The organism is Streptomyces sp. NPDC002057 (genome assembly GCF_040296665.1).
Lineage (GTDB): Bacteria > Actinomycetota > Actinomycetes > Streptomycetales > Streptomycetaceae > Streptomyces.
Window position 1 is genome coordinate 195,688 of record NZ_JBEOXR010000007.1, and the last position, 12,082, is coordinate 207,769.

Here is a 12,082-nt window from a genome sequence, read left to right on the forward strand (position 1 = left end):
CCGGAACGTCGTACGAGACGGGGCGGGTGGGGCCCGGTTGCGATTCAGCTCACGTCGCGGGGGAACTCACCCCGCGTCGGGGGCGATCAGCTCGCGCAGCCCTGCCGCGATCGCCCCGACCTCGTCGGTCTCGCCGGTCGCCACGGCGATGACCAGGCGTTCCGCCGTGTCGATGTCCGGCCGCAGCTGGACTCCGTTCATGGCGAGGAAGGTGACGCAGGACAGCCAGGCCGTGCGCTTGTTGCCGTCGACGAAGGGATGGTTGACCGCCAGGGACTGCAGGAGCGCGGCGGCCTTCCCCATGAGGTCGGGATACGCCTCCTCCCCGAACATCGCGGCCGAGGGGCGGTGCACCGCCGAGTCGAGGAGTCCGGCGTCCCGGACGACGATCTTCTGGTCGTCGACCGCGTGCTCGGCGATGACCAGGACGTCTTCGCCGGTGAGGTAGACGCAGGTCACTTGAGCCGCTCCATCAGCTCGTGCCACTTGGTCGCCTGCTCCATGGCCGTCCTGCGCACGATGGCCTCCTGGGCGGTCCGCGCCAGGTAGTCGTCGACGGCCCGCAGCAGGAGGGCGTGCATGCTGGTGCCCTCCTGCTCGGCGCGCTGCTTCAGGGCCTCGGTCTGGTCGTCACGGAGACGCAGGTTCATAGCCATACCAGAACGGTACCACCATGGGGTCAATCTGGTACCGGATTGCTCAGCCCCGTACCGGCGCCGCGTGCAGCCGCGTCGCCACCCACGCCCCCACCGCCGCCACGCCCGCCATCGGCAGGAAGACCGCGGCGAAGGCCGCCGGATGGGAGCCGGTGGAGGCGTGGGAGGTGACCGCGTGGCCGACCGCGCCGCCGCCCAGGGCCGCGAAGGCGGCGCCTCCGGCGGCGAGGAGCAGGACGTTGGAGAGACCGTCCGAGATCTGCAGGGCGGCCGAGTTCGCGCCGACCTCCTCGGGCGCGGAGAGCTTCATGAGCAGCACGCTCGTCGAGGCGATCACCGCGCCCATGCCGAGGCAGCCGAGGCCCCAGGCGGCCGCGATCACCCAGACCGGCACCGCCGTGATCAGGACGCTCGGAGCGGCCGCGATGGCGACCGCGACCAGCACCATGCCGAGGACCACCAGCCGCTCCCGGTACGGCTCCGTCCAGGGCCGGGCCTGGATCCAGGAGCCGAGGGCCCAGGTGAGGCCGCCCAGGGCGAGCGAGAGACCGGCCAGGGTGGGGCTCAGGCCCCGCTGGGTGACCAGCATCAGCGGCACGAAGGACTCGGCCGCGATGAAGGCTCCGGCCGCGACGCCCCGCAGCAGGACGACGGACGGCAGGCCGCGGGCGGCCCGGTAGGTGCCGTGCGGCAGGAGACCGCGGACGGCGGGCACGAGGAGGGCGACGCCGACGGCGGCCGGGAGCAGGGAGAGCCAGCGCAGCTCCTGGCCCGCGTACTGCAGGAGCGCCGCGCCCGCCGAGATGCCGAGCGCCAGCCGGATCCGGCGGCGGTCCCAGGGGGAGACGGGCGCGGCCGGGTCGGCGGGTCCGGAGGCGGTGCGGCGGATCGCGGGGAGGGCGAGGGCCAGCGGGAAGACGACGAGGACGGGGATGCCGACGAAGACCCAGCGCCAGCCGAGGTGCTCGGTGACGGTTCCGGCGGCGAGGGGGCCGACGACGGACGGGATGACCCAGCTCGCGGCGAACGCGGCCATGATCGCGGGCCTGAGGTGTTCCGCGTAGGCCCGCCCGACGATCACGTACAGGGCGACGATCACGAGCCCGCCGCCGAGGCCCTGGACGGCCCGGCCGAGGATGAACATCCACATGGCGCCGGCGGTCCCGGAGAGCAGCAGTCCGGCGGCGAAGGCGCTGATCCCGGCGGTCAGGGGCGCGAGCGGGCCGCGCCGGTCGGACCACTGCCCGGCCAGCACCATGGCGAAGAGGCTGGTGGTGAAGTACGCGGAGAAGGCGAAGGCGTAGAGGGAGACGCCGTTCAGCTCGCGGGCGGCGACCGGCATGGCGGTGCCGACGGCGGTCGCCTCGAAGGCGATGAGCAGGACGACGGAGACGATGCCGATGCTGAGCGCCCGGTGGGCCGGGTCGAGGACGGACCCCTCGGCGTCGTCGTAGGCGGCGGCAGGGGGCCCGGGTCTACCCACGGCGTCGGTGGATATGTCCGGGTCCGTGGCCGCGTCGGCGTCGCGGGGTTCGAGGGCGCTCATCCCCCCAGAGTAAGAGGTGAAGTCATGAATGACCCCTGTCAGGAGTCCCGATCCGACTCAGCCCTTGGACGTACGACTGTGAACGGCGTGTGGCAGCGGTATGGCAGTCGCATGGCACGGCCCCCGAAACCCTTGAGCCCCACCCGGCCCCGCCCTACGGTCGTCATCAAGCACCACATGACCGTGTGCCCGAGTGGTTGAGGGACTCGCCTGCAAAGCGGGTTACGTCGGTTCGATTCCGATCACGGTCTCCACGGGATCCGTCTCCACTGGATCTTCACAACCCGCGACGGCTGTGCCAGAGTCCGCCCATGAGCGATCAAGGCAGACGCAAGCCGGCCGTCCTCGTCGGCGTGGCCCTCGCCGGGGCGCTGCTGCCCGGCATCACCCTGGGCGCGGAGACGGTCGACGTCGTCCTCTCCGTCCTCGTCGCCACGGTGGTCCTGGTGGTCCTCACCCAGCTGATCCACATCGGCCCCTCGGGCCGCGTCCCCCTCCCCGCCCTGGCCGCCCTCGGCCTGGCGGGCTTCGCCCAGGACGCCCTCATCTGGTGGCTGCTGTCCTGGCTGGGCCCGAAGGTCTCGGAACTGCGGGTCGAGGGCGTCGGAACGATCCTCCTGGCGGCCCTGATCACCCGCACGACGGTCCTGCTGGTCTCCCAGCTGGCACCGTCGGCGGGGAGGGTGCCGGCGGAGGACTGACGGGGCCGGCCGGCCGCGCGGGGAGCGCGGCGGCCGCCGCGGCCCCTACTGCTCGCCCCGCCACTTCCTCACCTCGAAGACGGGCTTCTCGGTGAGTCCCGCGTCGTTCTCGCAGCCCAGTTCCTTCACGACCGCGAGCGTGACGGAGTGGAGGACGGTGAGGTAGGCCTCGCGGGTGGCGGGGGTGTTGGCGGGGTAGGCCCCCTTGGCCGACTTGTCGAAGGTGAGCACGCCCTCGATGGGGGCGGGCTGCCCGTCCGCGCCCTTCAGGTTCGGGCTGGCGCAGCCCAGGAAGAGGCGCGCGGTCTTGTTGTCCGCGCTCGTCTCCCGGCCCATCGCGTAGAGGTACCGGCCGGACTTCGTCCACTGGGTGCCGTCGTCGTACAGGTCGGCGGCCTCGTAGAGCCTGAGGTCGATCTTGACCCCGAGCCTGGGGGCGGCGTCCGTGCCGACCTCGCACATCGCGGGGTGGCCCGGCGGCCTGCCCGTGCTCGCCCGGTCCTCGGTCAGCACCTTCGCTGTCCGATCGAGGCCGGCACCGGTCGAGTGGAACTCCTTCGTGCCGAGGACCGATTCGAGCGCCCCGACGGCCGCGGGCGACAGCGTCCCGTCGCACTTCTGGGCGGCCTGCGGCGGCTCCTCCTCGCCGCCCCCGCAGGCGGTGAGGAGCAGGCCGAGGGCCAACACCGTCGACACGGACGCGGATGCTCTTCTCATCGGGATTCCTCGTGGAGTCGTCGACCGGTGCTCAGCCGGTCTCGGGGGCGTTGCCGGTCTGCTTCGCGTGATCGTTGCCCATGCCGTAGCCGTTGCCCACGGACTCGATCATGTCCTGGCGGAACTCGCTGCTCACCTGGCCGCGGTGCTCGTACAGGAACCGTTCCATCGGGGACTCGGCGCTGTACCGACCGGCCGTGTACATGGCCGCGTTGTCCTCGTGGATCTTGTCCTCGGTCTTGTCCTTGCTCTCCTCGATCGACTTGTCGGACCAGTCGCCGATGACCTGTCCGGCGAGCTGCTCCATGACACCCGAACCGGTGTCGACGGCGAGCGGTACGAGGATGGCGGCCGCGCCGACCGCGGCGGTGGCAGGAAGGAAGGCGACACCGGCCGCGATGCCCACCGTGGCGCCGAGCTCCACCCAGCCGGCCTTGGCGGCCTGGGCCTTCTCGTACTCCTCGTGCTTCTTCATGCCCTCGGCCTCGACCTGCGCGCCCCGGGACTCGTCGAGCAGGCCCTGGAGGGTGGCGCCCGTGAACACCGCGCCCCGCGCGCGGCCCTCGTCGATCTTTCCGTCCGGGCCGACCTGTGCTTCGAGGACGCTGGTGGTGTAGAGGCGCTCGGCCGTCGAGATCGTCGCGTAGGCGTCCGGGTGCTGACCGAGGGTGCTGAGGAACTTGACCGTCGCCTCGCGCCCGAACTCGGGGTGGGCCGACGGGTCCTTCGTGGGGTTGAAGACGCTGTCCGGGTTGTTCTTGTCCAGACCCCAGTTGAGGTCGTCGATGTAGCCGGCGCCCATGTTGCCGAGGCTGTCCGACAGCGGGGACTGCCACTTCTTGAGCAGCTCGGGGTCGTCGCCGTACTTCGTCATGACGTCCGTCATGATCTCGGCCGTGGTCTCGTCCCGCTTCAGCTGCGGCGTCGGGTCGTCCCAGGCGTGGCCGAGCGTCGCCGCCTCCAGCGCGTGGCCGAGGGCGTCGGGCATGTAGTCGGCCGACTTCTTGGCGGCGTCCGGGTCGTGCCCGTCGATGTCGGGGAAGAAGGTGTAGTCCTTGTTGGCGAAGTAGTCGAGGTAGTCGGCCTGCTTGCCGTCCTTCTTGCCGTTGAGGTCCACCGTCCCGCCGAGGCTGCCGTCCTTGTTGTAGGACGTCGGATCCTTCGAGAAGAACTCCTTCGACGCCTCGGGGCTGTGCCCCAGCGCCTCCAGCATCGAGACCATCGGGTCGAAGCCGGCGCCGTTGACGCCGGAGGGGTTGTACTGGTTCTGCAGCCCGCCGTTGATCATCGGCTTGCTGTTCGCGAAGAGGTACGGGTCCTTCGCGTGGAGCTGGGTGACGTGTTCGGCGATCGGGACCAGGAACTTCTTGTCGTAGTCGCCGTAGCGCATGATGCCGCCGAGCAACTGGTAGCCGAAGGCCGGGTTGTTGTCGTACTTGATCAGCGGGATGCGCTCCGTGCCGAGCTTGCGCATCTCCGTGGACCACTTGTCGGTCCACGCGTCGCCGCCCTGCGTCGCCGTGGCCAGGTTCAGGCCCAGGTTCTTCTGGAGGTCCTGGACGTCGGCGAGGCGCTGCTTGTCGACCTTCGTGTAGTCGTACGTGTCCGTGGAGAGCTGGCCGAAGAACTCCAGCGCGCCCTTCGGGCCCATGCCGTCGTAGAAGGTCCGGGAGAACTCCTTCGAGCCGCTGTTGTCCTTGAGCAGCTCGTTGAGGCGCATCAGCTCCTCGTGCGAGATGTCCCGGCCCTTCTTCGCCAGGTCGACGGCGCGCTGCGCCTCCTCGGCGTCGAGGCTGGTGTACTTGGGCCCGCTGAAGTTGTGCTTGTCGCCGGTGACGTTGGCCTTGAGCGCGTTGGAGCAGGACACGTCCGCGTCGTCGCAGGTCTCGACGATCGCGTCGATGCGCCGCTGCATCTCGGCGATGTCGGCGCTCTCCTTGCGGACCATGTCCTGGAAGTCGGGGTCGTGCCGCATCCCCTGGTCCTTGGTCTGCGACAGCGGCTCGACGGCCTCGACCTTGCCGGCGGAGGTCACCCGGAAGCGCTTGGTCGGCGCCTCCGTGTCCACGATCTTCTTGAGGTCGTCCTTGGCCTTCTTGAAGGCGTTGTAGCCGTCCTCCAGGACCTTGTGGATGCCGTCGGCGGACTTGGCCGCGTCGTCGAACTCCTTCGCGGTCTTGTCCACGAAGGGCTTCGTGACCTCGGCGTTCACCCCGCGCCAGTACTCGTCCTTGGCCTTCGCCGCCATCGTCGTACGGGCGTCCTCGGCGAGCTTGTCCAGCTTGCCCTTCATCGCGGACCAGTCGTCGGCCGCGGACTTCATCTTGTCGAGCGGTGCCTGGTACACGTTGTCAAAGGTCAGCACAGCAGGTCCCCCGCCTACTTGAAGTACTCGTTGATCTTGGAGGCCGCGAGGGCCGCCTGGATGTCCGCCTCTTCCTTGGCGTGCGAGGACGCGCTGTAGTCGAGGTGGTTGGAGATGTTGGCGCAGGCGTCGAGCAGCGTGTTCAGCTGCGAGCCCCACGTCTCCTGCACCGTCGACATCGCGGACCCGGTGAGGAAGCCGTGGCTGGACATGCCCGTCGCCGCCTCCGTCGTGTTCGTCCGCGCGTGGTTCCCGTCCTTGACCAGCCGGCCGTGCAGCGCGTAGGCGGCGCCGCCGATGGCGCCGAGCTTGTCCTGGTCGACGTTGAGGTCGGCGTTTCCGCCGCCCCCGCTCCCGGGTTCCGGAGCGACCTGGTTCAGCCTCATGTCCACGCTGGCGGTGGACGTGGTGCGTACCGACGCCCACTCCTGATCGAACGACATGCTCTCCCCCGTGACGGTGATCGTTCCGGCTTCGCCTCAGCAAGTTCCGTGCCCACGGAAACACGGCGATCGTAGTCCCATGGGCACCTGTTCGAGCACTCCCCACAGGGATTCGGCGCCGCTCCCGGGATCTTCACGGCCTCCGCATGCCCACTTCACCTTCGCGAACCCGGACAGCCCGGACTTCCCGGACCACTTCACGGCCGCCCCGGGCACCGCCCCGACGACCGGCGCACGGCCGGCCCCGCCCCGGCGCCCCTCCCGGGCACGGCCCCGCGACCCCGCCTCGGTAGGCTCGACATGCCCCCGTCACCACGGGGCGCACGGACGACGGGGGGCAGGACCGGTGGAACAGTCGCGTACGGAAAGGGACTCCGCGCGGCGGATCGGGCCCTTCCGGCTGATCACCCGCCTCGACCCGCCCCACGCCACCCTCCCCTGCCGCCGCTTCGTGGCCCGCACCGAGGACGGCGCGCACACCGTGCTGCTCAGCACCCCGCTGCCCGGCACCGATCCCGCCCGGTTCGCGGTCGAGGCCGACGCCGCCCGCTTCCTCCTCGGCGCCTGGATCGCCCCGGTGTCCGGAGTGGCGGGCCCCGGCGAAGCCCCCTGGTACGCGAGCCCGTACCTTCCCGCGCTCCCGCTGCCGGTGGCCCTCTCCGTGCACGGCGGCCCGCTGCCCGAGACCACCGTCCGGGCCGTCGGCGCCGCCCTCGCCGAGGCGCTGGCCGCCGCGCACGGCCAGGGCCTCACGCACGCCGGGGTCTCCCCCGCCGCCGTCCTGCTCACCGCCGACGGCCCCCGGCTGACCTGCTACGGCGCGGTGCGGGCCGCCTCGGCCGACGGCGAACCGCGCACCGGCCTGCCCGGCCTCGACCCCGGGGCGCTCGCCCCCGAGCAGTCCTCGGGCGGCCGTCCGCGCCCGCCGGGCGACGTCTTCGCGCTCGGCGCGGTCCTCGCGTACGCCGCCACCGGTCACACCGTTCCCGAGCGGGACGAACTCCCGCCCGCCCTGCGCCCGGTGATCTCCTCCTGTCTGGCCCGCGACCCCGCGGACCGGCCCACGGCGGCCGCCCTGATGGCCGCGCTCGCGCCGCCGACCACGCACGAGACGGTGCTGAACTCGGCCGGCTCGCTGCTCGCCCCCGGCTGGCTGCCGGGCCGGGTGGTCGCCGCACTGGCCCGGCAGTCCTCCGAACTCCTCGCCGCCGAACTCCCCGCGCCGGCCCGGGTCTGACCACCCCCGAAGACCCCCGCCCTCGCCTCTCCCCCCCTCCCTCCCCCGGACTGACGGACCCCACATCCCATGCTGTCGCCCCTGACCCACGACGACCCGGCCGCCGTCGCCACGTACCGTCTCCTCGCCCGCCTCGGCTCCGGCGGCATGGGCACGGTCTATCTGGCGCGCACCCCCGGCGGCCGTACCGTCGCCCTCAAGACCGTGCACGCCCGCCTCGCCACCGACCCCGCCTTCCGGGCCCGCTTCCGCCTGGAGGCGGACGCGGCGCGGATCATCGGCGCGCGCCACGGAGCGGCCGTCGTCGACGCCGACCCGCTGGCCGAGACGCCGTGGCTGGCCACCGAGTACGTCCTCGGCCCGCCGCTCGACGACGCCGTCGCGCTCGGCGGCCCGCTCCCCGAGCCGACCGTCCGCGCCCTCGGCGCCGCGCTCGCCGGGGCCCTCGCCCAGCTGCACTCCTCGGACGTCGTCCACCGCGACCTCAAGCCGTCGAACGTCCTCGTCACCGCGTACGGCCCGAAGATCATCGACTTCGGCATCGCCCGCGCGGCCGGTGACGAGCACCTCACCCGTACGGGCGCGGCGGCCGGCACCCCCGCCTTCATGTCGCCGGAGCAGGCGAGCGGCCAGGAACACCCGCCCGCGGGCGACGTGTTCGCCCTCGCCGGCGTGCTCGTCTTCGCCGCCGCCGGCCACGGCCCCTTCGGTACGGGCTCCGCCGCCGACCTCCTCTACCGGGTCCGCTACGCCGATCCCGACCTCACCGGCGTGCCGGAGGCGCTGCTGCCGCTCCTGACGGCCTGCCTCTCCAAGGACCCGGCCGCCCGCCCCACCACCGGCACCCTGATCGACCGACTCCACGACGGACACGGCGAGTTCGCCGACCACCTGCCGCCGCTGGTCCTCGCCGACATCGCCCGCCGCGCGACCGACGTCTGGCTGCACGCGCCGCACCGGCTGCCCGCCCCGGCGGGCGCGGCCGTGGCCGAGACCGTCCCCGGCACCCCGCTCTCCCGCCGCCGCGCCCTCACCCTCGGCGGCGGCTCCCTCCTCGGCCTCGCGGCGGCGGGCGCCGGAGGGTGGGCGTGGCTGAACTCCCGGGACGCCCCGCGGTCCACCGGCGGCTCCCAGGCCTCGGACGGTCCCACCGCCCTCCCCGCCCCGACCGCGGCCGACGGCTCGCCCAAGCCGCTGTGGCAGGGCACGGTCCTCGACCGCGAGGAGCGGATCACCCCACTGCTCGCCGGTGACGACGTCGTGGGCTTCGCGGAGACGGTCTCCTTCCGCGCCGTCGACACGAAGAGCGGCGCGGAGCTCTGGGAGGAGTCGGCGGTCATGGAGCCCCACCAGGTCACCACCGACGGCACGAGCTACTACCTGTCCGACGGCCCGTTCGAGGGTCCGGGTCTCCTGAAGATCCGTACCCTCGCGCCGCGCACGGGCAAGGAGACGGCACGGACCATCGAGCTGAAGGGCATCGACGGAACGACGACGCAGCTCCTGACGGCGTCCGGTGGAACCCTCTTCACCGCCTCGCGCCTCGGCAAGCGGGAGATCGACCCGGACGCGGACAAGGTCGGCTGGCAGCTGCTCGCCGTGAACCTGCGGACGGGCAAGGAGGCGTGGCGGCAGGCGTACGAGTGGGACGGCGTCCGGCCCTGGCTCGCCCAGGTCGTCGGAGACCGGCTGATCCTCGGCAAGAACAGCGGTGACCTCGACAGCTTCCTGCTCCAGGCCCGGGACGTGCGCACGGGCCGGCAGCTGTGGAAGCGACGGCTGCCGCTGACGGAGTCCGCCTCGCTCATCCCCGGCCACCTCACGATCGACGACCGGCACATCTACACGGGCGGCGACCGCCTGCGGGCGATCCGCCTGTCGGACGGGGCGATCGCCTGGGAGTTCGGCACCGGCACCGATCCGCTGGGCTACGGCGTCCCCGCCGTCGCGGGCAACCTCGTCTACGCGAACGTGGCCGGCAAGGGGCTGGTGTCCGTCGGCGCGACCAACGGGCTCACGCGCTGGACGGAGGAGCCCGGCACCCGCCCGCTGACCCCGCTCGCCCTGGCCAAGCCGGTGATCGGCACCAAGTACGCCTACGCCCCCGTACGGGGCGGCCTGAGCGCGGTCGACCTGTCGACCCACACCTCGGCCTGGGTCTTCCCGACGGACGCCCAGCGGTACGTCGTCGACCAGGAGCGGAGCCGCGTCATCGGGGCCGGGGAGACGTCCGTCATGGCCATCCCGTTCGAATGATCCCCGCCCCGCCCACCCCAGCCGCCCTCCCCACCACAGAACCGGAAAGCATCCCTCGTGACCACGCAGCCCCTCGCCGTCGGCGATCCGCTCCGGCTCGGCCCGTACCGCCTGCTCGGCATCCTCGGCGAGGGCGGCATGGGCAAGGTGTACGTCGGCCGTGACGGCTCCGGCGCCCCCGCGGCCGTCAAGGTCCTGCGTCCCGAACTCGCCCACGACCAGCACCTCGCCCAGCGCTTCGTCCGCGAGGCCGACATGGCGCGGGCCGTCACCAGCCCCGGCGTGGCGCGGGTCCTCGACGCGCGGACGGAGGGCGGACGGCCGTGGATCGCCGCCGAGTTCCTCGCGGGACCGACGCTGGACGTCGCCGTCCAGGACCACGGGCCGATGGACGTGCCGACGGTCCGCGCCCTCGCCGCGCAGCTCGCCCGGACGCTGCGGGACATCCACGCCGCCGGGCTCGTCCACCGCGACCTGAAGCCCGCGAACATCGTGCTCACCTCGACCGGTCCCCGGATCATCGACTTCGGCATCGCCCGCCCCGAGCACGGACTCACCCTCACGACGACCGGGCAGATCCCGGTCACCCCGGGGTACGGCGCGCCGGAACAGGTCCTCGGGCAGCGCGTCGGCCCGGCGTCGGACGTGTTCTCGCTCGGCGCGGTCCTCGCCTTCGCGGCGAGCGGCCGGCGCGCCTTCGTCGCGGCGCACGTGGCGGCCGTGCAGTACGAGGTCGTGCACGGCGCCCCGGACCTCGGCCAGGTGCCGGCGGAGCTCCAGGAGCTGATCGGCCCGTGCCTGGCGAAGGACCCGGCCTTCCGGCCGTCCCCGCCGCAGGTGGCCCAGGCCTTCGCCCCGCCGAAGGGCGCCGACCGCGCCTGGCGCAAGGGTCCGCTCGCCGACGACATCAGGCGGCGCGAGACCGCGACGAAGCGTTTGGCGGCCCCCGAGGAGACGGCCGTGCCCGGCTCCGGGCCGTCCCGGCGCCGCTTCCTCACCGGCGCGGCGGTGGGCGTGGCGGTCCTGGGCGCGGGCGGCGGGGCGGGAGCCTGGTGGCTGAACCGGGAGGGAGAGAAGTCGCCGACCGCCGATGTGCCGCCCGCCGTGCCGACCCCCGAGGCGGCTTTCGTCTCGATCATCGACACCCCGTACGGCGAGCGCCCCGAGCCCCTGTGGGGTCCCCGGCAGGTCGCGGCGCCGAACGGCCCGCTCCCGCTTCCCGTACGGGACGTGGTGATCATGCAGGCGGCGGAGGGCGGGCTGCTCGCGCTCTCCGTGACGAACGGCAAGGAGCGGTGGCGGGCGAAGGAGATCGACGCCGCCCCGGGCTTCGTCTCCGTCGCCGACCGGCTCGTCGTGGGCGTGGACAAGAACGGCGTCGCGCACGCCTTCGTCGCCTCCACCGGGAAGCCCGTCTGGCAGAGCCAGGACGACGTCGACCACCTCCTCGCCGCCGACGACACCCACGTCTACCTGGTGACCCGGAAGAACGAGGTCCGCGCGCTCGACGCCTGGACCCTCGCCACCACATGGACGCGCCCGATGCCGTCCCCCCGCTTCCCGACCGGCCCCGCGAGGGCCGCGGTGGGCAGGAAGCGGCTCGTGATCCACGGCAGGGACGGCCATGTCACCGCCCTCTTCACGGAGACGGGCGAGACGGACTGGGACGTCAAGAACCAGGGCACCGACGGCGAGACACCCGTCCTCGGCGACAACACCGCCTACCTGGGCGGGCGGGTGCTCACGGCCCGCCGACTCGAACGCGGCGACTACCTGTGGGACGAGGAGGCGAACGGCGACAGCACCTGGGAGACCCTGACCGTCGACGGCGACTACGTCATCGCGGTCAAGGGCTACCAGGTCTACCGCTACGGCACGATGCTGGACGTCGACTTCCCGGTCTCCGACTGGTCGGCGGTCCTGGACGGCCTGGGCCCCAGTTCCGGTCCCCGCAACCCCCCTGCCGTGGCGGGCGCGACGATCTGGGTCAGCTCACCCGACAACAGCCAGATCGAGGTCCTCCACAGGACGAGCCACGAGAGTCTCTTCACCGCGACGGTCCCGCGCGCGGGCGCCTACCAGCTGGTGAGCGACGGCAACCGCGTCTTCGTCGCCCGTGGCGGGCGGGTCTACGCCATGCCGGTCTACGGCAGCTGAGCCG

General features: G+C 72.5%; 10 protein-coding genes and 1 tRNA gene. 5 read left to right on the forward strand and 6 right to left on the reverse strand.

Features of this window, described 5'->3' with window-relative positions:
* Positions 1 to 66: 66 nt before the first annotated feature.
* From ABT129_RS09050 to ABT129_RS09060, 3 genes are read right to left on the reverse strand one after another with little or no spacing between them, the layout of a single operon-like run.
* Entirely contained in the window at positions 67 to 459 is a 393-nt protein-coding gene (locus ABT129_RS09050) for a type II toxin-antitoxin system death-on-curing family toxin (protein WP_351898476.1), read from the reverse strand.
* The gene (locus ABT129_RS09055) at positions 456 to 656 is read right to left on the reverse strand and encodes a ribbon-helix-helix protein, CopG family (RefSeq protein ID WP_351898479.1); all 201 of its coding nucleotides are present in this window, start codon (positions 654 to 656) and stop codon (positions 456 to 458) included. The genes ABT129_RS09050 and ABT129_RS09055 overlap by 4 nt, the downstream gene beginning before the upstream one ends.
* Positions 657 to 699: 43 nt before the next feature.
* Positions 700 to 2,202 carry an MFS transporter gene (locus ABT129_RS09060; protein ID WP_351898481.1) on the reverse strand — a complete coding sequence of 501 codons (1,503 nt, stop codon included), beginning with the start codon at positions 2,200 to 2,202 and terminating at the stop codon, positions 700 to 702.
* Positions 2,203 to 2,381: 179 nt separating this feature from the next.
* Between ABT129_RS09060 and ABT129_RS09065 the strand changes: the two genes are divergently transcribed.
* Together ABT129_RS09065 and ABT129_RS09070 are read left to right on the forward strand one after the other, a co-directional pair.
* Positions 2,382 to 2,456: transfer RNA gene (locus ABT129_RS09065), tRNA-Cys, on the forward strand.
* 57 nt (positions 2,457 to 2,513) lie between these two features.
* Positions 2,514 to 2,903 carry a hypothetical protein gene (locus ABT129_RS09070; RefSeq protein ID WP_351898484.1) on the forward strand — a complete coding sequence of 130 codons (390 nt, stop codon included), beginning with the start codon at positions 2,514 to 2,516 and terminating at the stop codon, positions 2,901 to 2,903.
* Positions 2,904 to 2,948: 45 nt separating this feature from the next.
* Here the strand turns inward: ABT129_RS09070 and ABT129_RS09075 are convergent, their stop codons facing one another.
* The 3 genes from ABT129_RS09075 to ABT129_RS09085 are packed head-to-tail and all read right to left on the reverse strand — an operon-like array spanning position 2,949 to position 6,428.
* Entirely contained in the window at positions 2,949 to 3,620 is a 672-nt protein-coding gene (locus tag ABT129_RS09075) for a hypothetical protein (RefSeq protein WP_351898486.1), read from the reverse strand.
* Positions 3,621 to 3,651: 31 nt separating this feature from the next.
* Complete coding sequence (locus tag ABT129_RS09080; protein ID WP_351898489.1) at positions 3,652 to 5,985, reverse strand: hypothetical protein; 2,334 nt, start codon at positions 5,983 to 5,985, stop codon at positions 3,652 to 3,654.
* 14 nt (positions 5,986 to 5,999) lie between these two features.
* Positions 6,000 to 6,428 carry a hypothetical protein gene (locus ABT129_RS09085; RefSeq protein ID WP_351898491.1) on the reverse strand — a complete coding sequence of 143 codons (429 nt, stop codon included), beginning with the start codon at positions 6,426 to 6,428 and terminating at the stop codon, positions 6,000 to 6,002.
* 346 nt (positions 6,429 to 6,774) lie between these two features.
* Between ABT129_RS09085 and ABT129_RS09090 the strand changes: the two genes are divergently transcribed.
* From ABT129_RS09090 to ABT129_RS09100, 3 genes are all read left to right on the forward strand, one after another.
* Positions 6,775 to 7,665 carry a protein kinase family protein gene (locus ABT129_RS09090; protein ID WP_351898494.1) on the forward strand — a complete coding sequence of 297 codons (891 nt, stop codon included), beginning with the start codon at positions 6,775 to 6,777 and terminating at the stop codon, positions 7,663 to 7,665.
* A gap of 69 nt (positions 7,666 to 7,734) precedes the next feature.
* Positions 7,735 to 9,921 carry a serine/threonine-protein kinase gene (locus ABT129_RS09095; RefSeq protein WP_351898496.1) on the forward strand — a complete coding sequence of 729 codons (2,187 nt, stop codon included), beginning with the start codon at positions 7,735 to 7,737 and terminating at the stop codon, positions 9,919 to 9,921.
* Between the two features lie 57 nt (positions 9,922 to 9,978).
* On the forward strand, positions 9,979 to 12,078 hold the full coding sequence (locus ABT129_RS09100) for a serine/threonine-protein kinase (protein WP_351898499.1): 2,100 nt from the start codon (positions 9,979 to 9,981) through the stop codon (positions 12,076 to 12,078).
* Positions 12,079 to 12,082: the final 4 nt, after the last annotated feature.